Origin of the sequence: Pseudofrankia coriaricola (assembly GCF_001854805.1) — a bacterium.
Taxonomy (GTDB): domain Bacteria; phylum Actinomycetota; class Actinomycetes; order Frankiales; family Frankiaceae; genus Pseudofrankia.
Genome location: NZ_MBLO01000009.1, coordinates 12709 through 38582, shown reverse-complemented (window position 1 = coordinate 38582; position 25874 = coordinate 12709). Strand labels below are relative to the sequence as shown.

Genomic DNA, 25874 nt, shown 5'->3' with positions numbered 1-25874 from the left:
ACTTCGGATTGGGGATGCCGACGACCAATGAAAGCTGAAGCTCACGGCCTTGAGGAGATCGTCATGGCCGTTGAACGCGAGATACAAACTGTTGATCAATTGACGATGACGTCGAACACGCTGTCGACCCTGGTGGTGTGGTCGGTCATGTCAGTTCCTCCCACCGGTGCTCCGGCTGGCGTTCGGCCCGAGGCGCAGCGCAGAGACGAGGAAGAAGACGCCGCCGAGCAGAGCGTAGCCGGCCAGGTTGTTCAGCGAGGCGTCAGAGGCAGCGGCCTGCAGGAAGAACGAGATCCCGGCGAGCGTGGAGATGGTACCGCTGGCGATCATCGCCCACTGGCCTCCGAGCTTGCGTCGCCGCAGAGCGACGATGAGCTGGACTAGGCCCGCTACGACGGCCCAGACCCCCCATACCCGCAGGACCGCCGGAATGCCGGAGGCGGCCGCGAAGACCAGTCCGACGGCGGCGATCGCACTGATCGCGATGTTGACGTGGAGGCCGAGGGCGGACCGGCTCGCTCGGGAGGAGCGGGCGTCGACGATGGCGGCGCCCGCGTCGAACAGAGGGTAGATCACGAGCAGGGTCGCGCTCACCGGCCCGATGCTCGACGCGGTCGAGAAAAGCACGACAGCCCAGACCAGAGCGAATCCGAAACGAACGAAGTAGAGCCGACGAAGCGCCGGCGCGACACTGGCAGCGACAGGGGCCGTAGTCGTGGTCATGGCAGTTCCATTCCAAAGAAGACCGTTGAATCTGGTGTCTGCTGGCGTGGAGCGAGCAGCCGAACTCGTCGTCGGCACGACGTCCCGGTGATCGTGGGTGGATGGAAGGTTTCTGTGCGGCGTGCGCTGGTCGCAGCCAGCGGTGGGGGTGTGTCTGTTGGCTGCCGCGGTGAGCGCGGTGACCTGCTGGCCGGTCAACCGCGGCGTGGTGGCCGCGAGGTTCTGGTCGAGGTGGCGAGCGCGGGGGTGCCGGGGATCGGGCACATCACTGGCGAGCGCCGGCCAGGGCCTTGGAGACCGGGCAGGCCTGCTCGGCGACGGTGGCCAGTTCTCGGAAGCTGGTCGCGTCTCGGCTCGGCATGATGCCTCCAAGTAGAAAGACCGTTCTCTCTTGCAGCAGTGCAGAGCCTGGCACACGTAGCCGACGACTGCAAGACCGACCGTTCTTTCTGTTACTGTCGGCTCATGGCAACACCGACCCGCTCCGCGCCCGACAGCCCGAACAGCAGTTCGGGCGGGCACGGGCGGTCCGAGGCCCGGGAACGACTGTTGTCCACGGCCAGCAGGCTGTTCTACAGCGACGGAATCCGGGCGGTCGGGGTCGAGCGGATCCTCGCCGAGGCCCCGGCCACGCGAGCGACGTTCTACCGGCACTTCCCCTCGAAGGAAGACCTCGTACTTGCCTACTTGCGCGGCGTCGACGCCCACATCCGCGCCGACGTGCAAGCGGCCATCGAGACCGCGCCGTCGTCGGCCGACGCGCTGCGCGCGATCGGCACCGCCGTCGCCGACGACCTGGCCAGACCAGAGTTCCGCGGGTGTGCTTTCCTCAAGGCCGCCGCCGAGTACCCGGACCCCAACGACCCGGTGCGCAGGGTGGTCCTCGATCACCGAGCCTGGTATGTGACCACGCTCGCCGAGCTGTTCACTCAGGTCTTCGGGACCTCACCGCGGCGCCCCAATCCACAGCACGCCGCACGGCACTTCGTGATGATGCGCGACGGCGCCATGACCGGCGCCCACCTCGACGGCGTCGACAGCGTCGGCGCCGCGTTCCACCGCGGCGTCGAGGGCCTGCTCACCGTCCTCCACTGAGCACCCGCACAGCATCGGACCACGAAGCAACACATAGCGACCGCAAACGATCGTTCGTGAGACGGCTCGGGAAGATCGCCGTTTCCCCGGGACCGATCGGCAACGCTTGCCGTATCCGCGCCAACGTCACGCTGTCGGGGGTTGGCTATACGGTCGGTCCCCAACGGCCGTAGCCGAACAGGTCACCGAGGCCGCCCCAAGACCTGACCATCGGCCCACCGGTCGCATTGCTGCCTTCAACCGGACGGACGGGCGACGGAAGGGTCCTGGAAGACGAGGGCGGTGCCGTCGAGGACGGTGACGGCGTGCTGGTTGGTGATGGTGGTGCGCAGGCGGGTGATCGCCTTGTCGACGCGGTGCTCGAGGACCTCGACGGTGGCGGTAATGACGTCGCCGGGGCGGACGGGGGCGCGGAAGTTCCAGTCGACGTGCAGGAAGACGCTGCCGGGGCCGGGGAGGTCCTCGGCGACGACTGCGTTGAGCAGGCCGCTGGTCACCCCGCCCTGGACGATGATCCCGCCGAACCGGCTCGCCTCGGCCACGTCCGGGTCGCAATGCAGCGGGTTGCGGTCGCCGGTCATCTCGGTGAACAGCTCGATGTCGCGTACCGTGATCGCGCGGGTACGCGTGGCTCGCTGCCCGACGGCGATCGAGGCGAGTCCAGTCATCTTGGGGAGCTTCCTTCCAGGGATGAGGGAGGTGCGGTCTCGCCCGGGGAGCGGCCGGGTGCCGCGGTGGGCGCCTGGCCTGGTATCCACGCGTGGGCGGCGGGGGAGGACAGCGGCAGCGGTGGGAGGGCGAGCAGGGTCTCGAGCCCGGCGTTCATCGCGGCGTTGAGGGCGCGCAGCGTCGGTCGCAGGGACGCCTCGTCCCAGGCGTGGGAGGCGAGCCGGTCCGTCGCGGCCAGGAGCGGGAGCGCCAGGCGGTCGCGAGCTTGCTGGTAGCGGGCCAGGGCCGCGTCGAGGACCGGCCCGGGCGCCGGGCCCGCGTCCAGGACGGCGCGGGCGAGCAGCTCCGCGTCGCGCAGCGCGTCGGAGATCCCGTGGGTGCTCAGCGGGTCGCGGAAGAACCCGGCGTCGCCGGCCAGCGCCCAGCCGGGCCCGAAGGCCTCGCGCAGGTAGCCGCTGCGCCCGCCGAACCCGGCCAGGCGAGCGACCGGCTCGGCGGCGGCGAGCCGATCCGCCAGGTCCGGCGCGGCCGCGGCGAGCACCGCGTCGAACGCGGCGCGGGCGTCACCGGTCCCGGCGCGGACCGCGCGCATCCGTCCGGCGGCGTGCCCGACGAACACGCAGGTCAGGCCGTCATTGGTCGGGATGAGGCCCGCCGACGCGCCGGGCCCGTAGAACCACTCGTAGCCGTCGGTGGGCAGCCCGCGCCAGTAGCCGTACAGGTACGACCCGGCGGACGGCCCGACGTGAACGGCCGGCGCGGCGACCGCCCGGGCCACCGTCGAGCCGATCCCGTCCGCGCCGACCGTTAGCGCGGCCCGCACGAGCATCTCCCGCGCGGCCCCGCGACCGCGACCGCGGTCGTCGCGGTCGTCGTCACCGTCGTGGCCGTGGCGGTCGCCGTCGCTGTCCTCGTCGCTGTCCTCGTCGCTGTCCTCGTCGCCGGTGCCAGTGCCGGTGCCGCCTGTGACGGGGCGGGCGGCGACGCCGACGACGTGGCCGGCGCCATCGGTGAGCAGCCGGGTGACCGACATCCCGAAGTGGACCTCGGCGCCGGCGCGGCGGGCGGCGTCGACCAGGATCGCGTCGAGCACCGTCCGGCGCGGCGCGTAGAGCGCGCCCAGCGCCTCCACACCGGGTGTCGGACGCACGGCCACCCGCGCCGTCTCGTCGGGGTAGTGGAGGACGGTGGTGCGTACCGGCGGGGTGCCGGCCGCGACGACCGCGTCCAGCAGCCCCCAACGGTGCAGCTGCAGCACGCCGCCGCGCGTCAGCGCGTGTGTGGATACGGTGTCGGAGCCCTTGGGGGCGCGGTCGAGCACCACGACCCGCAGGCCGGCGCGGGCGAGCAGCATCGCTGTCGCCGCCCCCGCGCAGCGCGCCCCGACCACCACCACGTCACACGGCCGCTTGACCACCGGGTAGGACCCTCGCCGGTAGGCGGCCGTGGCGGCGGCCGCCGTCGCCGGCGTCGCCACTGGCTTCGTCATCGCCGAGATACCCCGTCCATCCGCCCGCCGACGCGCGGCCAGGGGATCTGGCCGAGGCAGAGGTGGGTCACCACTGTGCGGGCGTCGTGGCGGACGCCGTCGAGGAAGTGCGAGTTGCGCCGGGCGAGGAACGGCAGGCCGATGACATAGAGCCCCGGCCGGGGCGTGACACCGCCGCGCTGGCGGATCTGCCCCGCGGCGTCGCGCACGTCCGGGACCTGGAGCCACGGGTAGGGGTGGCGGTAGCCGGTCGCCCAGACGACGGTGCCGATGCCGGCCGCCTTCAGGTCGAGGCGCGCCGGCGCCGGCGCCGCGGCGACGGGACGAAACGGCTCCGGGTCGGTGAGCTCGGCGGCAAGGCCGCTGCCGCGCATGTTCCGCTCGATCTGGTCGAGGATCCGGCGCATCCGCGCGTCGGCGGCGCCGGTCGTGTCCGCGAGGTCGTCTGCGAGCTCGACGCGGTGCCCGCTCGCCGCGCGCAGCCGCCCGACCAGGCGGACGCCGGCGTCGGCGAGCAGGCCCAGGTCGAGGTCGCGGCCGGCGACGAGCTGCAGCGACGGCTCGCGGCGCGCCAGCTGCCCGGGCGGCATGTCCTCGACGCTCCGGTCGAGGATGCCGAGCCGGTCCAGCCACCACCAGATGTCCATGCCGCGGTAGGCGCGGGGCAGCCGGCGATGCGCGCCGACGCTGATCGTGACCTGCCGGCCGGCCCGGGCCGCCTCCTCGGCGACCTGCAGCCCGGACGACGACGCGCCCACGACGAGCACCCCGCCGGCGGGGAGGCCGCTCGCGCCGCGGTAGTCGGCGGCGTGCAGCTGGTGGACGCCGCCGAGCGCGCCGGCGAACTGTGCGGGCACCGCGGGCTCGTCGCACGCGCCCGCCGCGACGACGATGTTGCGGGTGTGGAAGCCACCCCGGTCGGTGGACACCGCGAACCGGGCGGCCGGCCCGCGCCGCGCCGCGCCGGCGCCGCCCGCGCGGTGAGCGCCGCCCGCGCGGTGAGCGCCGGTCGTGCCGGCCGGGCAGCGGGCGGCCGAGCCGGCCGCGAGGGTCACGGACTCGACGGTGGTGTCCGCCTGGACGGGCGCGTCGAACGACGACGCGTAGTCCTCGAGGTAGCCGACGAGCTCGGGGAAGGCGCGGAACCCGTCGGGGTCGTCGCCCTGGTAGGACCAGAACGGCAGCCGGCTCATCCAGTTCGGGGTGAGCAGCCGCTGGGCCTGCCAGCGGTCCCGCCAGCGCTGCCCGACCGCGCCCCGGTCGAGCACGACGTGCTCCCGCCCGGCGGAGGCCAGGCAGCGGCTGACGGCGAGACCGGCCTGTCCGGCGCCGATCACCACCGTGTCGATGGTCTCCATAGGGCTCATGTCCTTTCTCCACCTCCGCGGGCGGGCGCCGCGTCGGGGCAGCGCCGGCCAGGCCCCCGGCGGGGAGCGGCATCATGCGGCGGCCTGGCCGGCGCCAGGACGGCCGTGCCGCCGGGGGAGGGCGGCACGGCCGGGTCTGGGGAGCGGCCGATGCGGTGGTCGGTCCGGCCGGAGGGGCAGGTCCGGCCGGTGTGCTCGTGGTGCTGAGGGAGAAGCTAGGAACCGCGCCTTCCCCGAACCTTCCACCGCCGCGTCGCCCACCTGACACCGCGCCGCGTCCGCGCGCAGTCAGGCCGCCGGAGGCGGCGGGCTCGGGGACCGGCGGGCTCGGGGACCGCCGGGTTTGCGGACCGCGGGGGTCGCCGCTCGCTGGTCTGGCCGGGCCTGTGACAGTTCGCCCGGCGCCGGCCGCGCGGCGGGCTTTAGGCTGCGCGCCGGACGGGAGGTCTGGTAGGCACGGTCACGCGGGCGTTCCGGGCGGCCGCCGCGCTCGGGCGCGGCCGGCACGGGGCGGACCGGTGACCGGCGAGGGTGCCGGAGGAGGGCGGACGGCGTGGGGGTACTGGACGGCAGGGTCGCCATCGTCACGGGGGCGGCGCGGGGGCAGGGGCTCGCGGAGGCGGAACGGTTCGTCGCCGAGGGGGCGAGCGTCGTGCTCGTCGACCGGCTCGGCGAGCAGGGGAAGGCGGCGGCGGGCGGACTCGGCACCGCCGCACGCTTCGTGTGTGGCGACGTCGCCGCCGAGCAGACCTGGGCACAGGCCGTGGACACCGCGACCGGCGAGTTCGGCGGCCTCGACATCCTGGTGAACAACGCGGGGGTCATGGTCAGCCGCGGCCTGGTCGACACCGACGAGGCGACCTTCCGCGACGTGCTGGACACGAACCTCGTCGGCGCGTTCCTCGGGATCCGCGCCGTCGTCCCGGCGATGCGGGCTCGCGGCGGCGGCGCGATCGTCAACACGGCGTCCGCCGCGGGAATCAAGGCGATCCCGATGGGCTCGGCCTACGTTGCCTCCAAGTTCGGGCTGCGCGGCCTGTCGCGGGCCGCCGCGCTGGAGCTCGGGCGGGACCAGATCCGGGTCAACTGCGTCTGCCCCGGCCTGGTCCGCACCGAGATGGCCGCCGACATGCTGCGCTACCACGAGCGGGAGGCGCTCTCCCACATCCCGCTCGGCTTCGCCGCCGAGGCGACGGACGTCGCCGATCTCGTCCTGTTCCTGGTCAGCGACGCCTCCCGCGTCATCACCGGCGGCGAGTACCTCATCGACGGCGGCTCGATCGCCTGACGGTCGCGGCTCCGCCGGCCACCGCGCCCGGCCCCGGCCTTGGCCCCGGGATCGACGGGTCCGCCCTGGCCCGGCCGACCTCCTCGCCGTCGGAGGTCAGCACCACCTCGGCGCGCGGCTCGCCTGCTCGGCTGGGTGGCTGGGCTGAGCCCGGCTACTCGGTGTGGTCGGCCTGGATCTGGTCGCGGCGCTGGGCCATACGGCCGCGGACGCTGTCGGGGCCGTCGCCGGTGAGGAGGGCCAGGTAGCGGGCCGACTCGCCGGTGATGTAGTCGCCCAGGGGGAGGCGCTCGGCCTCGACGAGATTGCGCTTCATCTCGCGGACCGCCTCGAGGCGCCGGCCCGCGAGCTGGGCGACGAGGCCGTCCAGCTCCCGCTGGAACGACTCCGCCGGCCAGACGCGGCTGACGAAGCCGTACTCGCGGGCCTGCTCCGCGTCGATCTTCGGGGCCAGGAACAGCAGCTCCCGGGCGCGCGTCGCGCCGACGCTGCGCGGCAGCGTCCAGGCCAGGCCCAGCTCGCCGGGCAGCCCGACCGCGAGGAACGCCGTGGCGAACCGGGCGGACGCCGAGGCGACCCGCACGTCGCAGGCCGCCGCCCAGGCGAACCCGGCGCCCGCGCAGGCACCGTTGACCGCGGCGACCGTCAGCGCCGGCATCTCGTGCAGTAGGCGGGCCGAGTGGTAGGTCTCCGGGTCGGGCAGCCGCCGTGCCGCCTGGCCGTCCTCGGCGGCGGCGCGCAGGTCTGCGCCGGGGCAGAACGCGTCCCCGTTGCCGGTGAGCACCAGCACGCTGACCGCGTCCAGCGCCGCAAGCTCCGACAGCGCCCCGTACATCTCGACCGCCATCTCGGTGGTGACGCCGTTGCGCCGGTCCGGCCGGTCGAACCGCACCCAGGCGACGGGCCCGTCGACCGAGACGTCCAGGGTCTCCCACCGCGTCACGTCACCCACAGAGAACCACCTCAGCTGCGTCACTGACATCCGCCCGGCTAGAACGTGCTTACCAGACAGCCGGCGGAGGCGCTCCGCGGCGGGCATTCGTGCGCGGCCCGTGGCGTGGGACCTGACGGCCCGATGTCCCGGCGGGCCTGACGGGCCCGACGGGCCGGGGGCTGTCGGCCCGGCGGCCCGGCGGGGACCGCGGGCGCTCCGCGGCGACGGGACGCGGGGGTCAGCGGTGCCGGAAGGAGATCGCGTCCTTGCGGACCGAACCGGTGACCGGGAAGCCGCCGAGAACCAGGGTGCTCCTGGCCCGTTCGGCGAGTTCTGAGTCTACGAGCAGGTCGTAGCTGTGCGCCCGGTAGACATGGCTGTGCGTAACACGCTGGTGGCTCCCACCGGCGAACACCCACGTCAGCAGACCGGCGAACAGGCCGAGAAGGGCGCCGAAGAGCAGACCCCACAGCGCGAGTGAGAAGGCCGCCCGCAGCGGCGTGACCCAATCCAGCAGCCCGAAGACCAGGCCGACCAGGGCGCCGGCCACCGCCCAGCCCCCGACCGCGCGCAGCGTCGAGTCCCGCCAGGACATCCGCCCGATCGTCTCCACGCTGGTCAGGCCGCGGCCGACGATGGCCGTCCGCTCGACCGGGAAACGCGCGTCGGCCAGGTGGTCGACCGCCCGTTCGGCCTGGTCATGGGTCTGGTAGGACGCGACCACCTGCTGGGGTGGGAACCGCCAACTCAGCTCCTGGCCCGGCTTCGTCCCGGGCGCGCTCCGTGCCCGGTCCGCCTCGGCCTCGGGCTCGGCCGGTGCCTGCGCGCCGCCGGCCCGCTCCGTCTCCATCGCGCCGACGGGCATGGCGCCCAAGGAGCCCGCGCCGGCAGAGGCGGCGCTGGTAGAGGCGGCGCTGGTAGAGGCGGCGCTGGTAGAGGCTGAGTCGGCGGAGGCCGCGTCGAACGTCCGTCCAGCCGCCGGTTCGGGTTCCTGGTCGCCAGGCGCGCCAGCCAGCCCGCGCGCACCGGCGTCGCCGTCGTCCCAGCCGGGGCCGTCGTCCCAGCCAGTGTGACCGGGGTCGCCGCCGCCGACGGCTAACCGGGCCTGACCGTCACCCTCCTGGCCGCCGTCCTGGGCGGACCGCGCGCCGCGGCGCTCCGCGGGGCTCTGGCCGCTGGCGGAACGAGTCTCCTGGCGCTTGCCGGCCGGCTTGGCGCCGGGTGCGGGGCGGGCCGGCCGCGCGGCGGGGCCGGCGGGACGGTTCGCCTCGGCGCGGGCCGCCTCCTCGCGTTCCGCGTCGGCCGCCAGGAACTCCTGGTAGCGGTCCCGGTCGACCGCGAGCCGCTCGCCGCGCTCCTGCCCCAGGCCGCCGGCCCGGCCGGCGGACGCCTCCTCACCGGCGGGCCACTGGTCGTCCGCCTGCCCGGCGCCCCCGACGTCACCGACGTCACCGAGGCGCTCGACGGGAGCCTCGAACACCTCGAAACCAGCCGGAGGCCGCTGCCCGGCAGCCGGGGCCGGTGTGGTCAGGAACGACTCGACGTCCGAGGCCGAACCGACCCGCTCCTCGGCGGTCAGGGCCGGCTCACCCGAGAGGGGCCGCGCGCCGGCCGCCTGGCCAGTGCGCTCGCCGACCGGTGGCGACGGCTCGTACCGGAAGGCTCCGGTGTCAGCCGCCCGAGCCGCGCGGTCCCCGGCGGGAGCGGACGGGCCCGTGGGTGTGGGCTGCTCGCGGCCCGTGGCGGCCGGCCGGGCCTCGTTCAGCGAACCCCGGCTCGTCGGGGTGAGATCCGGGGATTCGTCGACGTCGCCGGATCGGAAGACACGATCGCCCCGGTCGACGTCTCCGGGAGACACCGGGCTCGCCGCCCCGGCCTGGTAGTCCTCGCGGTGCTCTCGCTCGTCGGGAACGTCGCGGTCCTCCGGATGCCTGAACTCGGCCGGATAGTCCAGCTCGTCCTGGTACCCGCGTTCGAGGTATGCGCGTTCGTCCTGGTATTCGCCGTCTTCGGCGCGGACACCGCGCTCCTGGGAGCCGCCTTCGTACTCGTGAGCGGGTTCCTCCCGCGGGATGTGGTCCTCGGGGTAGCCGCGGTCGTCATGGGACTGGTCCCGCCCGCGGTCGTCGTGGTCGTAGTCCTGTTCGTGCGGGCGCCGCGGCTCGCGCAGTCCCAGGAACTCGCGCCAACCCATCGCCACCACCTCTCCTCGGGCCGCTTCTGCCGCCTCGCCCGGGCGGGTCGGCCCGCCGCTCCGGTTTGGCGAGGTCACTCGGTGACCTCCCCCGGACACCCACAGTCAACCAGTTGGCGGGGGAGGAGGCGCTCCGACGGGGCGCGGTCCTTGGGGCGCCCGGCAGTCCGTTTCCGTTGTTCCACGGTGGGCGGCCCAGAGGACCTGTCCGGCATGTCACCCATGGCCGATGGCGCGATGGCCGAGCCTGGGCAACCGCCGACGGCGCCATGCCCGCCGCGCTGTCCGCGGCCCCGGTGCGCGCCGTCCTGGGTGGGATCCGCGCTCAGCCGCCGGCGGCCGGCAGGTCGGCGCGGACGGTCGTGCCGCGGCCGGGCGGGCTGTGGACGACGAGAGTGCCGTCCAGCGCGGACACACGGTCGCGCAGGCCGAGCAGGCCGGTCCCGGCGGCGAGGTCGGCCCCGCCGGCGCCGTCGTCGGTGACGGCGACGCGCAGCCGCCCGCCGCCGTGGCCGATCTCGATCGTGACACGCGTCGCCGCGGCGTGGTGGAGCACGTTCGTGACCGCCTCGGCGGCGACGAAGTACGCCGTCGCCTCGACCGCGGCCGGCAGCCGCGGCACATCCGCCGCGACGACCCGGACGTCGAGGGGCACCCGGTCGACGAGCGCCTCGACGGCCGCCACCAGCCCGGCCTCGGTCAGGATCTCCGGATGGATGCCGCGGGCAAGCTCGCGCAGCTCCCGGATCGCCAGGTCCAGCCCGTCGGCGGCGCGCGCGAGCAGCGCGGCGAGCTCAGGGGCGCAGCGCTGGTCCTGCGCCATCCGCACCGCAAGGCGGGCGATGATGAGGCGCTGCTGGGCACCGTCGTGCAGGTCACGCTCGATGCGGCGGCGCTCCGCGTCGGCCGCGGCGACGATCCGGCCGCGCGAGGCGCGTACCTCGGCCAGCTGGGCGCGCACCTCGGCGGCGAGCCGCTGGTTGTCCAGCGCGAGCCCCGCCGCGGCGACGACCGCGTCCAGGCGGCGCGGGTCCTCGCGCAGCGCGGGGTCGTGAAGCAGCGCGGCGACCCGCCGCCCGTCCCGCTCGACGAGCCGCATGGTGGGGCGGTCAGACCGCGGGCGCTGGCCCGGCCTGGCCAGGTCCTCGCCGGGAGCCTCCACGTCGAGCGGCTGGCCGTTCTCGTCGACGAAGCTTGCCGTCTCCGGCCGCCAGTAGGCGATCCGCAGCGACGGGTCGCCCAGGGCGCTGGCGAGCAGCGCGCGCAACTCGGCGTGCGGCAGCGGGGTGGCGAGCTGGGCGAGCAGCGTCCCGAAGCGGGTGCGGCCGAACCGCAGCCGTGGGATCCCGGCCAGGAACCCCAACGGCAGCAGCGCGAAGGCGACGAGGTACACCCACAGCAGCGCGGGTCGCAGCGGGCTGGAACCTGGGCCCAGCCCACTGGCGACGGTCGCGGCGGCACCGACGAGACCGGTGACGAACACCGGCGCGAGCACCCGTCGCCGTGGCCCACTCGCCGTCAGCCAGCGGTGCGTCAGCACGGCGAGCACCCCGGCCCCGACCACGGCGCCGATCGCCGCGTTGATCCGGCTCCACGTCTCGATCATCGACCGGGAGCCCCAGATGTAGAGCGGGTTGACCCGCCCGGCGGGGAGCTCGCTGGTGTCGTTGAACGGGGCGCAGAGCGGGCCGATCCCCAGGACGACCGCGTAGGTCACGCCGGCGAGCACCCGCTGCGCGCGCGAGGTGAGGCGCCCGTCGGGGAAGGCCAGCAGCAGGTGGGTGAGCGGCCCGGTCGACGCCTGGGCCAGCAGCAGGCCGACCCCGAACATCCAGGTGGTCTTGGCGAGCTGCACGTCCTCGGCGAAGTAGGCGGCTCCGGCGAGCACCATGAGCAGCCCGACCCGGTTGGTGGGGTCGCGGGCATGCGCGACCGCTCCCGCGGCGAGGAACAGGTAGCCGCCCACGACCCCGGCAATCGTCTGGGGGAGCGGATGCGAGCCGTCCTCGGCCTTGAGCACCAGCGCGCACACGCCGAGCACGGCGCCCACGAGGACGCCGGCCACCACGACCAGCGTCGAGGGCCACTCCGGTTCGGGCCCGCGCCGCGGCACCGCCGCGAGGGCCTGCCGGCCGACGGGTGACAGCGGGTGACGGTCATCCGCGTCGATGACCCTTGGCGCCAGGCCATGGCCCATGTCGGTGGTCCGCGCCGCGCCGCTGTCGGGCGGGTCGGCGCGTGGCGCTGGGAGGACGGCGGGGAGGCCGGGGAGCGCACCAGGCTGCACGGGGACGACCGCCGTGGGGATGTCCCCGTCGACGTGCACGGCGTGATCATGCACGCGGCCGCGGAGACTGTCAAACGCCGATTCTCCGGACTACGAAATGGGGCTGTCCAGCCGGCGCAGGCAGGTGACCTTGAGGGTGCCGCCGGCGCGCAGCAGCTGCATCACGAGGTCGAACTTCGGCCGGGACCACCCTCAATGTCCCGTACGTCAGGGTGCGGGCCCAGCAGGGCGCCGATCCGGTGACCGTGGCGCCCTACCTCGACCTCGGCACCACCGGCAAGCTGGCCGTTCGCGCCTGGACGCGCCCGCCGGAGTAGGCCCAGTACTCCCCGAGTGAGCCACCGGGTAGGCGTCGTAGCAGGTCAGCGCCTGGTGATGTGCCTGCGATCCCGGTGATCGATTACGGCGCGATGCACACGAAACTGTGTCCGGTTGGGGTACGCCCAGACGCCCCGACGCCAGCCATGCCGACTTCAAGATCCGTGATAGCGTCGTTTGGGCAAACAAGCTCTGTGTTCGGTACAAACATCGATCCCGATAAGGATCACCCGCTGTGGCGCCCCGTCCCGTCCCTCGAAACAAGACGAGCGCTGCCGTCGTGGACTACGTCTTGGAGCAGATCTTCGAGGGACGCTTCAAGTCGGGCGATCGGATCGATCTTGGAGAGGTGTGCCAGGAACTCGACGTGAGCCGTCTCCCGGTCCGCGAAGCTATCGTGATGTTGGAGCGGGACGGCATCGTTGCCTCGACGTATCATCGGGGGGTCTTCGTCGAGCCGTTCGACGCCAAGTCGATCACCGACGATTTTGAGATCATCGGCCTGCTCAGCGGCGTTGCCGTCCGACGGCTGGCCGAGGAGCGGGACCGTGAGGTGATCGCGCGGCTCGAAGGCCTGGTCGACGAGCTTCGAGCCGCGACGCCGAACGATCGGGACCGTGTGGTCGAGCTCGTGCGCACGATCCTCACCACCGAGCACCGTGCCGGTGGTTCGCGCCGCCTCCGCGCCGAGCTGCGCGCCTTCACCGGATACCTGCCGCTGGTGTTCCGCATCAGCATCGACCGCAGCCATAACGACACCGTCGACGCACACGCCCGCGTCGTGCGCGCCATCGCCGCCGGCGACGGGGAGGAAGCGGCCCGCTACCGAGTCGACGACTTCCGCGATGCTGGCCGGAGTGTCGTGGAGGAGCTTGAGCGACGCGGCGTACTCAGCGGCGAGGCCGTACTCAGCGGCGAGGCCGGATCGTAGATCCGTTCCGGCCAGGCATATCTTGATCCAAGACTGCCGCGGAACATCGCGGCATAGACGACGGTCTCGAACTGACAGGTCGGGTCGCAGTCGCGAAACTGGCATCGGGCCGACCGCGAGCTGACCGACTGGGGCGCGAGATCACTGTGCCCTCCCGTCGGGGCCGAGCAGGCGAAGGGGGTTGGTGGCGTCCCAGGCCGCGGACGCCCGCGCGAGTTTGCTCAGGTTGGCCAGGAATCCGGGCGTGCTCTCGATCACCTCGGTGTAGAACCCGAAGTCCGCGACCGTGTCGAGGAAACCCAGCTGGCTGACCGTCGAGATCCGCTCCCGGAGGATCCGCGCGGGAGAGGCTCTACCGGCCTTCGGCGCGCAGGTAGGCGAGGACGGCGAGGACTCGGCGGTTGTCGTCCTGCTCGGGTTCCAGGCCGAGGCGGCCGAAGATGTTGCGGATGTGCGACTCGACGGTGCGCGGGGTCAGTACCAGCTTGTCGCCGATGGCCCGGTTGGACCGGCCCTCGGCCATCAGGCCGAGCACCTCGCGCTCGCGGGCGGACAGCGTTGCCAGCACGTCGCGGCGACGGCGGCCGTCGAGCAGCAGGGCCACGACCTCCGGGTCGAGCACGCAGCCGCCGGCCGCGACGCGCCGGACGGCGTCGACGAAGACCGACGCCCCGCCGACCCGTTCCTTGAGCAGGTAGCCGACCCCGCCTTGGCCGGCGTCCGTGCCGCCGATGGCACGGACGCCGGCTGGGTGCGCGCGGGCGCGGGGGCTCGCGTCCCCGGCCGCCGGCCGGGCCGGCCCGATGGCCGCGCCGAACAGCGTGGGCAGGTAGTGGGACTCGAGGTACTGGGACAGCAGCAGCACGCCGACGCCCGGCTGGTCGCGGCGGATCGCGAGCGCGGCCTCCAGGCCCTCCAGCCTGCGGGTGGGGGGCATCCGGATGTCGATGACGGCGACGTCGGGGCGCAGCCGGGCAACCGCCGCGCGCAGCGCCACCGGGTCGCCGGCCTCGCCGACGACGTCGAGGCCGGATCGTTGCAGCAGCCCCGCGATCGCCTCGCGGAAGAAGGCGGCGTCGTCGGCCAGGACGACCCGTGGCCGCGCCCGCGCCGCGCCAGCCGGGGCGGGGGGTTCGGCCGCGCTCATCGGCAGGCTCGCAACGTCTGGGCTCCGTGGTCGATTTGTCTTGCCGTGGAGAGGTTATCGCCGTGACTGCCAGGCGCGGTAACCGCGGGGACGGGGAGCTTGGCGTGGTCTCGCTGCCACCGGGGCGCTGGATTGTCGGTGTTGCTACCTACGCTTGGATCACGCGCGTTCGCGGGCTCGGCCACGGCCGGCCGAGCCGGGCGCACGGTCGCAGGGGTGGTGGAGGGGGAATCGCGGTGTTGTCCTACCGGGACCGGGTGAGGGGCTGCCTGCTCGGCGGCGCGGTGGGCGACGCGCTCGGCGCCGGCATCGAGTTCCTGTCGCTCGGCGAGATCCGGCGCGCGCACGGGCCGGACGGGGTCACCGGGCTGACCGAGGCCTACGGCGTGTTCGCGCCGATCACCGACGATACCCAGATGACGCTGTTCACCGCCGAGGGCCTCATCCGTGCCTCGGTGCGCGGCCGGTCCCGCGGGATCTGCCACCCGCCGACCGTGCTGTGGCAGGCGTACCAGCGCTGGCTGGTGACGCAGCGGATGAGCGGGCCGCCGGCCGAGGTGAGCGGCTGGCTCGCGGCGCAGCCGGTGCTCTACGCCCGCCGCGCGCCGGGCAACGCCTGCCTGTCCGGCCTGGCGGCGCCGAAGATGGGCACGTCCGAGAGCCCGGCCAACCCGGACAGCAAGGGCTGCGGCACCGTGATGCGCTCGGCGCCGTTCGGCCTGCTGCGCCGCGAGCCGGAGGACGCCTGGTCGCTCGCCGTCGAGTGCGCGGTGCTCACCCACGGCCACCCGTCCGGCTACCTCGCCGCCGGCGCCTTCGCCTGGATCGTCGCCGAGGTGCTGGAGGGCGCGTCGGTGCTCGCGGCCGCGATGTCGGCGCTGCGCCGGGCCGAGGACGAGCCACAGGGCCATGAGGTCGCGCGGGCGCTTAGGGCGGCGCTCGGCGCGGCCGGGGAGATCACGGCCGACGACCGGGGCGCGGGCCGGCCCGCCAAGCCGGCCCTCATGGCGGAGCGGGTGGAGACGCTCGGCGCGGGCTGGGTCGCCGAGGAGGCGCTGGCCATCGCCGTCTTCTGCGCCGTCACCGCGGCGGACGACCCGCGCGCCGCGCTGCTCGCCGCCGTGAACCACTCCGGTGACAGCGACTCCACCGGCGCGATCTGCGGCAACCTCGTCGGCGCGGCGCTCGGCGAGGACGCGCTGCCGGTCGGCTGGCTCGACGAGCTCGAAGGCTACGGCCTGGTTCGCGAGGTCGCCGACGACCTGGTCCGCGAGGTCACCGGCAGCGCCGAGGTCGCCGACCCCTGGGGAGGCGTGACATCAACCTGGGCGGAGCGTTATCCCGGCGCGTAGCTGGCGTTTCCGGGTCCCTGAGGAGGCGCCACCACCGAGTGGGCCTCCCGCTACCCCGGCGGCTGAGCCGACGACATCCCATGGGCTCGGATGTCCAGCCGCGGCGGGCCGCGGCGCCGTTCCATCGACCAGTAAGCGAAACTCAGCCACAACTGGTGACAGCGCGTCGGCGCAGTGCCAACCCAGCCACGTCGTCAGCCCGGTCCAGGCCCCACCACCGCCAAATGCCAGGGCCCGGAACCACGCGGGGAGGGCGCCCAGCGCCCGACACGGGGCGAGCACGCCCAGTGCCTCGCCCCGACTGACGGGCGCGGGCCCTCGTCCGTGCCCGTCTGTGGCTACGGTCTGCCACCACACCCCGACCGCCTTCTCCTCCTGGCATTCCGGTATTCCTGACGGTGACCTCCACGGGTGCCTGCTTCTTTCTCTTTCCCGCTGACACTGGGACTCCTTGACGCTGAATGCGGTCTCGGCGCGGCGACACCGCGGTCGGGGAGGAGATGCGGCCATGAGCGGGGACGAGGCCAGAGAGCGGCTGGTGCGCGGTTCGGGCGTGGACGCGGCGTGGTGGGCCGAGCAGTGCCGGGACCTACCCTGGGGGTGGCGTGTCCGGGAGTCCGAGTGGGGACGGCGCGACATCCCGGACCCGCTGCTGCCGTGGCGCGACGAGGTCCGCGCCGTGCGCGCGCCGGACGCGCTCCTGCGGGCCCTGCTGTTCGGCGGGGCGTCGAGCGCCGCGGCCGATCCTGTCCTTTTCGTGCCCGGCTGGTCGTCGACGCCCTACAGCTGGCGGAAAACCCTGCCGGCGCTCGCGGCGCGCCACCGCACGTGGTACGTCGAGACCCGGGAGAAGGCGTCGTCCCGGCTGCGCCCCGGTGACCAGATGACGGTCGCCGACATGGCCGCGGACGTCGCCGAGCTCGCCCGCCAGACGGTCGCCTCCGCCGGCCGCTACGGCGTCATCGCCGCCTCGACCGGCGCGGTCCTGGCCCTGCACGCGCACCCGCTGCTCGACCCGCCGCCCGCCTGGATCATCCTGCTGCTGCCGCACGTCGCCGCGCCGGTCCCGTCCGCGGCGCGGGTGCTGTGGCCATGCCCGCCGTCGGTGCTGGAGATCCTGCGCTGGGTACTCCTGCCAGGGGCGAGGTACGTGCATCGCCGTCGCAAGGCGAACGGGCTGGGCGGGTTCTACCGGGTCCTGCGGACCGCCGACCCGGGCAAGCTGCGGCAGTCGCTGCTCACCTGGCAGGCCTACCCGGGGCTCGACCTGGACGCGCTGGCGGCGATCCGCTGTCCCTGCCTGGTGATCGGGGCGTCCCGCGACCGGCTGCACCCCGCCGCGGCCGCGCGGCTCGTCGCCGACCGGCTGCCGTCGGGAATCTTCGTCGACGGCCGGACGACCGCCTGGGGACACGGCCTCGAGATGGTCGCCACGGCGATGTCGTGGATCGGGGCGGCCGGTCGCGGGGCCGGCCGGTAGCACCGGCCACCAGCAGCGGACCTGACCGATATGTCGGTCTTGGCCGGGTCGTGCCCGTCAGGGCGATGCGGTACCGTCGCACCGAAATGACCATGCGTCGCGACGGACACCTGGCCGGTCGGCCAGTATCAGGGAGAAGAGCTGATGGCCGACGTGCCCGCGAACATGCCCTTCGACCCGGACGAGACGATCGTTCACCCCGCGCCCGGGGCGCCGGGCCCCTCCGCCGCGCCCGAGGAGCCGGCGGTCGACCCGGACGAGACGATCATCCAGCGCGCGCCGGCGGCGCACCCGGCGTGGTCCGAGGAAGCGACCATCAGTCCGGACGAGACGATCGTCCAGCCTGGACCTGGGGCGACGGGTCCGCTCGCCGCACCCGAGGAGCCGGCGACCGGCCTGGCGCCGGACCGCTCGTGGACCACGCCGTATGACCTCGCCGCCGGCTGGCCGCCGGTCGCGTCACCGCCGACGCCGACGCCGACGCCGACGCCACCGCCGGCTCCGCTCCTTCCGCCCGCGCAGCCGGCGCCGCCCTACGGCTGGGCCGGCGCCGGTCCCGAGCCCTGGCGGGGCCAGGCCGACCCCGCCAGGTACCCGGCGCCGGGTTATCCCGCGGCGCCGGGCTATCCGACAGCGCCGGGTTATCCGACGGCTACTGGATATCCCCCGGCGCCGGGGGAGCCCGCGGCGCGACCGTCCGAGGGACGGTCAGGCCGCTGGGGGTTCGGCCGCTGGGGGTTCGTCCTGCTCGTCCTCGCCGTGTGCGTGCTGCTCGGCGCCGCCGCGACTGGCATCACCATCCTCGCCACCCGCGACAAGAAGGGACCGACGACCGCGCAGGCTCTCATCGTCGCCCCGCCGGCCCTGGTCGCGCAGCTTCCCGCCGACCCGGACAAGTCCAGGGCGGTGTTCGGGCTCGCGTTCTCCGCCGACGGCAGGCGCCTGGCTGTCGCCGACGGCGGGGCGACAATCGACTACATCGGCCAGGCGGCGCTGCGCCAGTGGCAGGTGAAGGGCGGTGCCACCCCGGTCCAGATCGGCCGGTCGACGATCGCCCGCCCCGACTGGTGGGGCATCGCCGTCGCCCCCGACCTGAAGACGGTGGCGGTGGGCAGCTCCGACGCCGTCCTCCTGGACATCCGCGATCCCGCGCGGATGACCGCCCTCAGCGAGCCGTTCGGCCAGCATGCCGGCCTGGGGCACCTCGCGCGCTTCTCGCCCGACGGCGACGTCCTCGCGATCGCCGACCCCGACGGCACCCTGCGGCTGTGGGACGTCAGCGACGGCGCCGCCCCGAAGCCCACCGGGGGACCATTCGGCGGCGACGCGAAGGCGCTCGGCCTCGACTTCTCGCCCAACGGACGCACCCTCGCCGTGGCCGACTCGGACAGTCTGGTCCACCTGTGGGACATCTCCGACCGCGCCCACCCGGTGGCGCTCGGCCAGCCGCTGACCGGCCATGTGAGCGGGGTGTGGAGCGTCGCGTTCGCGCCCGACGGGAAGACCCTCGCGACCGCCGGCGGGGACCGGACCATCCGCCTCTGGGACGTCACCGACCTCGCCAGCCCGCGGCCACTCGGCCCGCCGCTCACCGGCCACGCCGACGGCGTGCTGTCCGTCGGGTTCTCGCCCGACGGCACGGTGCTCGCCAGCCACGGGTCGGACAACGTCGTGCACCTCTGGAACGTCGCCGATCCCGCCCACCCGTCGGCGCTCGGTAAGCCCCTGGCGGACCAGTGGGGCGCGAAGTTCTCGCCGGACGGGAACCTCCTCGCCACGGTCGGAACCGACAACTCCGTCCGCCTCTGGCGGCTGCGCTGACACCCGGGCCGCTCGACGCCTGCTGACCGGGCGCCGCGCCTGCTGACCGGGCGCCGCCGCCGGCGCGCTGACCGGGCGCTGGCTGGCGGCCTGGCCGGGCGCGCCGGCCGGCGCACTGACGCATATGCGACACCGCGGGTACAGGGGCTGTACTGGTCGCGGGCCGTCGGCTGGCCGGAGTCTTGAACTCGGATGGCGGACGACGGGCGCGGGAGCCAGCGGGGGACCTGCATCGAGGCGGAGGACGGGCGATGGCGACGACGGGGACGACCCCGCGCGACCTGGGCTTGGCGGCCGGGGAACGGACGGCCCCTGGGCGGGCCGTCGAGATCCGGCTGCTCGGGGAGTTCGGCGTCCTGGTAGCCGCGGCGCCCGTCGCCGGGCGGTCGGAGGTGGTCTCGGCGCCGCTCGAGCCACGGGCGGCCGTGGCCGCGCCGGGCGTCACCGCCCAGGAGGCCGCCCGGCGGGGCCGTCTCGTACTCGTGCCGGAGACGGCCTGGTGCCGGCGGCACGCGATGTCGCTGGTGAAGCTGCTGGCGCTCGCGCCGATGCGGCGGTTGCACCGGGAGGTGGTCCTCGACGCCCTGTGGCCCGAGCTGCCGCTCGCCGAGGTGGTGCCGCGGCTGCACAAGTGCGCCCACTACGCCCGCCGGGCCCTCGGCGGCGCCGGCGCGGTCGTGCTGCGGGGCAACGTCGTCGCCCTGTGCCCCGGCTGGGACGTGACCGTGGACGCCGAGGTGTTCCGACGCGCCGGCATGCGCGCGCTCGCCGGCCTCGCCCGCCCCGGTCCCGGCGTGGGCGGCCCCAGCGCGGCCGCCACTGTGGGCGGAGACACGGACTGGGCGGGCAGTATGTCCGGCCGGGTCGTGAGCCTCGACCGCTGGGTCGACAAGGCGTCGGCCGCGCGCGCGGCCGACGCCTACCGCGGGCCGCTGCTGCCCGAGGACGCCCACGAACCGTGGACCGAGCCGGACCGCGACCAGCTGCGGCAGCTCTACCTGCGCATGCTGCGGGCGGCCGGGCGCTGGGAGCGGCTGCTGCTCGAGGATCCGGCCGACGAACGCGCCCACCTGGCGATCATGCGGCGGCACGCGGCCCGCGGCGAGCGGGTCGAGGCGCTGCGCCAGTTCGACCGGCTGGCCGCGGTGCTGCACCGCGAGCTCGGCGCCACCCCCTGCGAGGACGCGCTGACCCTGCGAGCCGCCGTCCTCGGCGTGTCCGCCTGAGCGGACCGACGAGGAACCGAGCGGCCAGACCGGAACCTACGAGGAAAGGGCGGGAACGTGAACAGCGCCTGGTGCGGCAGGGAGGCCCGCGCCGAGGCCGGGGCCGGTGCGCGCGCGATGCTGCCGTGGCTGGCCGGCATCGGGCCGTTCGGATTCGTCATCGGGGTGAGCGCGGCCCGCGCCGGCATCCCGCCGCTCGCGGCCTGGCTCACCGGGCCGCTCATCTTCGCCGGCAGCGCCCAGGTGGCCGCGCTGGCGCTGCTCGGCGCCGGGGCTGCCGGCGCGGTCGTCGTCGTGACCGTGCTCGCGATCAACGCGCGGCTGGTGCTCTACTCGGCGGCGATGGCCCCGTACTGGCGCGGCTCACCGCGCTGGTGGCGGGCGCTGGCCGCCTACCTCATCGTCGAGCCGTCGCTCGCGGTCGGGCTCGACCGCTACCGCCGCTCGGCACCGGACGACCGACAGCCCGCCCACCTCTACTACCTGGGCGGCGGGCTGGTTCTCTGGGCCGGCTGGCTCGCAACGATCGCCCTGGGGCAGGTCGTGGGCACGCGGGTACCGGCCGGGCTGCACCTGGAGTTCGTCGTCCCACTGTTCCTCGTCGGGGACCTGGTGCCGCGGCTGTCCGTGCGAGCGGCGGGCTGGGCGGCGCTCGCGGCGGCGGCCGTCGCGCTCGCCGCCCGGCCGGCACCGGCGCAGACCGGCATCATGCTCGCGATCCTCGTCGGCGTCACGGTCGGCCTCCGTGCCTCCGGCGACGCCGACCCGGTTCCCGTTCCTGCCGCCGTTCCCGAGCCGCTTTCCGACGCCGTTCCCGAGTCGCTTCCTGACTCCATTTCGGACCCGGTTTCCGACCCGGTTCCCGCGCCGGCAGGCGCCCGGTCAGGGGATGCACGATGATCGTCTGGCTTGTCATCGTGGCCGCCGGTCTCGGCAGCTACCTGCTGCGGATCAGCATGGTCGTCCTCCTCGGCCGGGTCGGGACCCCGGCGGTACTGGAGCGCTCCAAGCCGTTCGTCGTCCCGGTCGCGTTCGCGGCGCTCGCCGCGACGAGCCTCGCCGGTCAGGTCGAGGCGAACCTCGCGGGCCTGCTCCCGCCGCTCGCCGCCGTCGCCGCCGCGGCCCTGGCTGCCCAGCGCATCGGCCGCCCCTACGCCGCGATCCTCGCCGGCATGCCCGTGTTCTGGGCGCTGACCGCGCTTCTCGCCTAGGAGCCGTCGGGCCATCCGCAGCCCTGCCCTGACTCGCCGTGCGCTGTGACAGCGCGGGAAGGTCAGGTGGCCGGTTCGGCGGCGAGGGCGGCCTGGCGGGCCCAGGTGTAGTCGGCCTTGCCGGTGGGGTGGCGGCCGATGCGGTCGCAGAGCAGGACCGCGCGCGGGGCCTTGAAACGTGCGACGGAGCGGGCGGCGTACTCGCGGACCTCGCCGGGGGAGAGGACCACGCCGGGGCGGGGCTGGACGAGCGCGACCACCTCCTCGCCGAACCGCTCGCTCGGCCGGCCGACGACCAGGGCGTCGAGGATGCCGGGATGGCGGCGCAGCGCCTCCTCCACCTCCTCGACGAACACCTTCTCGCCGCCGGTGTTGATGACCATCGCGTCGCGGCCGAGCATGACGATCCGGCCCGAGCCGTCCGGCTCGTAGCGCGCCCGGTCGCCGGGGACGGTGACGCGGACGCCGTCGATGACGGGGAACGTCTCCTCGGTCCTGGCGGGGTCGCCCAGGTAGCCGAGCGGGACCCGGCCGACCCGGGCTGTCCACCCAACCTCGTCCGGCTCGTGGGGGGTGAGGAAACTGGTCCTGTCCGCCGACAGGACCGCGCCGCCGGCCGACAGGGTGAACTGACGGGTCTCGGCGTCCTTCGTCGAGCTGCCGAAGGCCATCCCGCCGGTCTCGGACGCCCCGTAGCCGTCGACGACGGTGAGGTGGGGGAGCAGGTCCAGCAACGCGTGCTTGAGCGCGGCGCTGGTCGTCGCGCCGCCGGTGGCCAGGCGCGCGAACGCGGACAGGTCGTACGGCCGGGCGCGCAGCTCGTCGACGAGCGGGCGTGCGTAGGCGTCGCCGACGATCGACATCAGGCTCACCCGTTCGCGCTCGGCGGCGGTGAGGATCGCCCGGGCGTCGAACGGGGCGCTGTCGTCGTGCAGGACCAGCGTCGCGCCGAGGACGAGCGCGGCGAACGCGGTCCACTGCGCGGCGCCGTGCATCAACGGCGGCGCCGCGAACCAGACGCCGCCCCGGCCGGTCACGGCGATGGCCCCGATCCGGCTGGCGGTGGCCGATTCGAAGCCACCCATCGCTGCGACATAGACGTCGGCCTGCCGCCACAGGACGCCCTTGGGCCGCCCGGTGGTGCCGCCGGTGCAGACGAGGTAGAGGTCGTCGGGCGACGGGGTGGGCAGCCGGTCGAGGTCGGCGTCGGCCGCCGCGGCGACGGCCGCCTCGAACGGGACGGACCCGGGCAGCGGCGCGACCCCCGAGCCGTCGTCCACGTCGACGAGCAGCCGGCCACCCGGCACGCCATCACCGGCGCCACCGCCGAGGCCGGAGGCGGCGAGCAGCGGGGCGAGCCGGCGGTGGTAGACGACCGCCTCCGCGCCGATCTGGTCGAGCAGCGCGGCGACCTCGCGGGCGTTGTAGTGGTGGTTGACGTTGAACGGCACGGCCCGCGCGCGGTACGCCCCGATCATCGCCTCGAGATACTCGGGGCAGTTGGACAGCAGGACCGCGACCGGGCTCTGGCCGCACTCCCACCGTCCCAGCTCGGACCGCTCGCGCCGCGCGCCGAGGCCGCGCTTCTGGAAGAAGGCGGCCAGCCGCCGGGTGCGGTCGCGCACCTCGGCGTAGGTGCGCCTGACGTCGTTCCAGACCAGCATCTCCCGGTCGGGCGCGGCGTCGGTGACGACGTCGAGCACCGCCGGTAAGGACCACTCGCTGTCGGTCATGCCCCGCCGCACCTCCGCCGCCACCCGCCAGCCCATCGCTGACGCCGCCTGTCGGAGCAAAGATATCTAGATGAATCGGTGCCCGCCACTGGTCTGGCCGGCGGGGCCGCCGGCCCCCGGCGCCAGCGGGGAGGGACGGCGCGAGGCCCTTGCGGCGGAGTGGAACGGGCCGGCCGCTGCGCCCCGGATGACGACCGCCGGGCGCGTCGTATCGTGCGGTCATGGAGTACGTGCACGGCTACTCGGACCAGGAGCAGGTCCGGTTGGCCGACCAGGCCACGACGTTGACCGACCTCCTGCACGCGGACACGCGCTACCCAGCGGGAAGCCGGGTGCTGGAGGCCGGGTGCGGAGTGGGCGCGCAGACGGTCATCCTCGCGGCGAACAGCCCGGGCGCCGTCGTCACATCCGTCGACATCTCGGCGAACTCGGTCGCCGCCGCCCGCGAGCGGGCCGCGCGGGCCGGGTTGACCAACGTGAGCTTCCTGCGGGCCGATCTCTTCGAGGCGCCGTTCCCGGCGGCGTCGTTCGACCATGTCTTTGTCTGCTTCGTGCTGGAGCACCTGGTGGACCCGGTCGGGGCGCTCGCGGCGCTGCGTGGGCTGCTGCGGCCGGGCGGCTCGATCACGGTGGTCGAGGGTGACCACGGCTCGGCCTACTTCCATCCCGACAGCGTGGCGGCGCGCCGGGCGATCGGCTGCCTGGTCGACCTGCAGGCCCGCGCCGGCGGGGACGCGCTGATCGGGCGACGCCTCTACCCGCTGCTGGTCCAGGCGGGCTATCACGACGTCGCGGTCTCGCCGCGGGTCGTCTACGCCGACGCCAGCCGCCCGCACCTGGTCGACGGCTTCACCCGGCGCACCTTCACCGCCATGGTCGAAGGCGTCGGCGAGCAGGCTGTCGGCGAGGCGCTGCTCGACGCGCCCACCTGGGCCGCCGGTATCCGCGCCCTGCACCGGACCACCGAGCCCGACGGCACCTTCAGCTACACCTTCTTCAAGGCCACCGCGACCAGCCCGCCGGACTGACAGCTGGGAAGGGGGCGTGCCGGGCTGGCCGGGACAGTGCCGCACGCCCGTTCGGGCTCTGGCCTCGATTTCCCCGCCGAGATCCGACCTACCGCTGCGGGGGCGGGAAGGCGCCGGGGATGCGGGCGCCCGAGACGAGGGTGCGGTCGAGGTCCGCGACGGTCGCGGCGCCGAGCAGCGCCATCGCGCGGTCGAGCTCCTCCCGCAGCAGCTCGATCATCCGGAGGACGCCAGCCTCGCCGCCCGCCGCCAGGCCGTACAGGTACGGCCGGCCCACGAACACGGCCGCGGCGCCCAGGGCCAGCGCCTTGGCCGCGTCGTTGCCGCGTCGGATACCCCCGTCGAGGAAGACCGTGAGCCGGCCAGCCGCGGCGTCGACCACCTCCGGCAGCACGTCGATGGTCGCGGGGACGCCGTCCAGCTGCCGTCCGCCGTGGTTTGACACCACGACACCGTCGACGCCCAGCTCGACGAGCCGGTCGCACTCGTCCCCGCGCATCAGTCCCTTGATGACCAGCGGGCCGTCCCACAGCGACCGGATCCGCTCGACGTCCTCCCAGGTGACGCAGTCCGACGCCGCCGTGATCGTTTCCCGGGTCTGGTCGAGGCTCAGCTGGGACGGGGCGTCGGGGCGGGCGGCACCGAGCCGGCCGCGCAGGTAGTCGGCCTTGCCCCGCAGGAAGTCGGTCGCCCATGCCGGCTTGCCGGCCCCCTGGAGCACGATCCTGGGTCGCGGCGGCCGGCTCATGAGCCTGTTGCGTATGTCCCGCTCGCGGTTGCCCAGGATCGACGTGTCGATGGTGATGGCCAGGGCCCGGTATCCCGCCGCCGCGATCCGCCGGAGGAGGTCCCCGAGCTCGGCGCGGTCCGGGGGCAGGTAGAGCTGGTACCAGAGGGAACCGGTCGAGCTCGCGGCGACGTCCTCGAGCGGGAAGGCCGCGACGGTGCTCTGCATGTACACCACGTCGGCGCGCGCCGCGGCCCGCGCGACGGCGATCTCCGCGGCCGACCGCGCGAGGCGGCTCGCGCCCGTGGGCGCCAGCATGATCGGCATCGACAGCCGCTCGCCGAACACGGTCGTGGACAGGTCCCGCTTGGCGACGTCGGCGAGCGGCCGGGGGCGGAACTCGATGCGGTCGAACGCGGTGCGGTTGCGCCGCAGGGAGACCTCGTCGCCGGCCCCGCCCTCCAGGGCGTCGAACACCGCCCGGGGAAGCCTGCGGCGCGCCAGCCTGCGGAAGTCCTCAACGTTGACTGCGTCCTGCATCCTCACTCGCCTTGATCCCTTCGCTGGCGCTGCGCTGTTGCTTGTGCGCGCCTCGCGCTGTTCGCGGGCGCTGCGCTGGGCTTGCGTTTCAGGCTCTGTGGTCGAGGCCTGGTCCGTAAGTTTGGCGTGGTCCGGGGGTTGGCCTGCCGGCGCCATCCTCACGAGCCTGGGTCCTTTCGCGGCGCTGCGCTGTTGCTTGCGTTTCAGGCTCTGTGGTCGAGGCCTGGTCCGTAGGTCTGGCGCGGTCCGGGGGTCGGCCTGCCGGCGCCGAGCAGGTGACGGTTGGGCCCACGTCGCGGGATCGCGTTCATCCA

The 25874-nt window shown here is 74.4% G+C and carries 20 protein-coding genes; 10 read left to right on the top strand and 10 right to left on the bottom strand.

The window, feature by feature from the left end:
• Positions 1-150: 150 nt before the first annotated feature.
• Positions 151-723 (bottom strand): DUF308 domain-containing protein, encoded by a 573-nt coding sequence (locus BCD48_RS02290; protein WP_071046568.1) that lies wholly within the window; start codon positions 721-723, stop codon positions 151-153.
• A 465-nt stretch (positions 724-1188) separates the two neighbouring features.
• Here BCD48_RS02290 and BCD48_RS02285 point away from each other — a divergent pair, with 465 nt between their 5' ends.
• Positions 1189-1818, top strand: a complete 630-nt coding sequence (locus BCD48_RS02285; RefSeq protein WP_071046567.1) for a TetR/AcrR family transcriptional regulator — start codon at positions 1189-1191, stop codon at positions 1816-1818.
• 236 nt (positions 1819-2054) lie between these two features.
• On the opposite strand, the gene BCD48_RS02280 is transcribed toward BCD48_RS02285, so the two are convergent.
• From BCD48_RS02280 to BCD48_RS02270, 3 genes are read right to left on the bottom strand one after another with little or no spacing between them, the layout of a single operon-like run.
• A complete protein-coding gene (locus BCD48_RS02280; RefSeq protein WP_071046566.1) occupies positions 2055-2486 on the bottom strand; it encodes a MaoC family dehydratase in 432 nt (143 codons plus the stop codon).
• A complete protein-coding gene (locus BCD48_RS51915) occupies positions 2483-3976 on the bottom strand; it encodes an NAD(P)/FAD-dependent oxidoreductase (RefSeq protein ID WP_083418062.1) in 1494 nt (497 codons plus the stop codon). Before BCD48_RS51915 ends, BCD48_RS02280 begins: the two co-directional genes overlap by 4 nt.
• Positions 3973-5343 (bottom strand): flavin-containing monooxygenase, encoded by a 1371-nt coding sequence (locus BCD48_RS02270; RefSeq protein WP_198543041.1) that lies wholly within the window; start codon positions 5341-5343, stop codon positions 3973-3975. Before BCD48_RS02270 ends, BCD48_RS51915 begins: the two co-directional genes overlap by 4 nt.
• A gap of 553 nt (positions 5344-5896) precedes the next feature.
• On the opposite strand from BCD48_RS02270, the gene BCD48_RS02265 reads away from it, so the two are divergent.
• Positions 5897-6631, top strand: coding sequence for an SDR family NAD(P)-dependent oxidoreductase (locus BCD48_RS02265; RefSeq protein WP_071046564.1), 735 nt, complete (start codon positions 5897-5899; stop codon positions 6629-6631).
• Positions 6632-6785: 154 nt separating this feature from the next.
• Here BCD48_RS02265 and BCD48_RS02260 read toward each other — a convergent pair whose 3' ends face one another.
• From BCD48_RS02260 to BCD48_RS02250, 3 genes are all read right to left on the bottom strand, one after another.
• A complete protein-coding gene (locus BCD48_RS02260; RefSeq protein ID WP_241841461.1) occupies positions 6786-7583 on the bottom strand; it encodes an enoyl-CoA hydratase/isomerase family protein in 798 nt (265 codons plus the stop codon).
• Between the two features lie 220 nt (positions 7584-7803).
• The gene (locus BCD48_RS45300) at positions 7804-9759 is read right to left on the bottom strand and encodes a general stress protein (RefSeq protein ID WP_083418059.1); all 1956 of its coding nucleotides are present in this window, start codon (positions 9757-9759) and stop codon (positions 7804-7806) included.
• A gap of 325 nt (positions 9760-10084) precedes the next feature.
• Positions 10085-12085 carry a sensor histidine kinase gene (locus tag BCD48_RS02250; protein WP_241841460.1) on the bottom strand — a complete coding sequence of 667 codons (2001 nt, stop codon included), beginning with the start codon at positions 12083-12085 and terminating at the stop codon, positions 10085-10087.
• Between the two features lie 514 nt (positions 12086-12599).
• Here BCD48_RS02250 and BCD48_RS02245 point away from each other — a divergent pair.
• A complete protein-coding gene (locus BCD48_RS02245) occupies positions 12600-13295 on the top strand; it encodes a GntR family transcriptional regulator (protein WP_071046563.1) in 696 nt (231 codons plus the stop codon).
• Positions 13296-13647: 352 nt separating this feature from the next.
• Here the strand turns inward: BCD48_RS02245 and BCD48_RS02240 are convergent, their stop codons facing one another.
• Positions 13648-14442: a response regulator transcription factor gene (locus BCD48_RS02240; RefSeq protein ID WP_071046562.1), complete on the bottom strand. Its 795-nt coding sequence runs from the start codon at positions 14440-14442 to the stop codon at positions 13648-13650.
• Between the two features lie 236 nt (positions 14443-14678).
• On the opposite strand from BCD48_RS02240, the gene BCD48_RS02235 reads away from it, so the two are divergent.
• The 6 genes from BCD48_RS02235 to BCD48_RS02210 all read left to right on the top strand — a co-directional run bounded on the left by BCD48_RS02235 (position 14679) and on the right by BCD48_RS02210 (position 21532).
• Positions 14679-15794, top strand: a complete 1116-nt coding sequence (locus BCD48_RS02235; RefSeq protein ID WP_071046561.1) for an ADP-ribosylglycohydrolase family protein — start codon at positions 14679-14681, stop codon at positions 15792-15794.
• A 508-nt stretch (positions 15795-16302) separates the two neighbouring features.
• Positions 16303-17274 (top strand): alpha/beta fold hydrolase, encoded by a 972-nt coding sequence (locus BCD48_RS02230; RefSeq protein ID WP_083418058.1) that lies wholly within the window; start codon positions 16303-16305, stop codon positions 17272-17274.
• 144 nt (positions 17275-17418) lie between these two features.
• Positions 17419-19095: a WD40 repeat domain-containing protein gene (locus BCD48_RS02225; RefSeq protein WP_071046560.1), complete on the top strand. Its 1677-nt coding sequence runs from the start codon at positions 17419-17421 to the stop codon at positions 19093-19095.
• 251 nt (positions 19096-19346) lie between these two features.
• The gene (locus BCD48_RS02220; RefSeq protein WP_071046559.1) at positions 19347-20321 is read left to right on the top strand and encodes an AfsR/SARP family transcriptional regulator; all 975 of its coding nucleotides are present in this window, start codon (positions 19347-19349) and stop codon (positions 20319-20321) included.
• Positions 20322-20378: 57 nt separating this feature from the next.
• A complete protein-coding gene (locus BCD48_RS02215; protein WP_071046558.1) occupies positions 20379-21221 on the top strand; it encodes an AzlC family ABC transporter permease in 843 nt (280 codons plus the stop codon).
• Complete coding sequence (locus BCD48_RS02210; protein ID WP_071046557.1) at positions 21218-21532, top strand: AzlD domain-containing protein; 315 nt, start codon at positions 21218-21220, stop codon at positions 21530-21532. Before BCD48_RS02215 ends, BCD48_RS02210 begins: the two co-directional genes overlap by 4 nt.
• Before the next feature lie 62 nt (positions 21533-21594).
• Here the strand turns inward: BCD48_RS02210 and BCD48_RS02205 are convergent, their stop codons facing one another.
• Positions 21595-23265: an AMP-binding protein gene (locus BCD48_RS02205; RefSeq protein ID WP_071046597.1), complete on the bottom strand. Its 1671-nt coding sequence runs from the start codon at positions 23263-23265 to the stop codon at positions 21595-21597.
• A gap of 221 nt (positions 23266-23486) precedes the next feature.
• Between BCD48_RS02205 and BCD48_RS02200 the strand changes: the two genes are divergently transcribed.
• Positions 23487-24293 (top strand): methyltransferase domain-containing protein, encoded by an 807-nt coding sequence (locus BCD48_RS02200; RefSeq protein ID WP_071046556.1) that lies wholly within the window; start codon positions 23487-23489, stop codon positions 24291-24293.
• An 88-nt stretch (positions 24294-24381) separates the two neighbouring features.
• Here BCD48_RS02200 and BCD48_RS02195 read toward each other — a convergent pair whose 3' ends face one another.
• On the bottom strand, positions 24382-25560 hold the full coding sequence (locus BCD48_RS02195) for an alpha-hydroxy acid oxidase (RefSeq protein ID WP_241841458.1): 1179 nt from the start codon (positions 25558-25560) through the stop codon (positions 24382-24384).
• Positions 25561-25874: the final 314 nt, after the last annotated feature.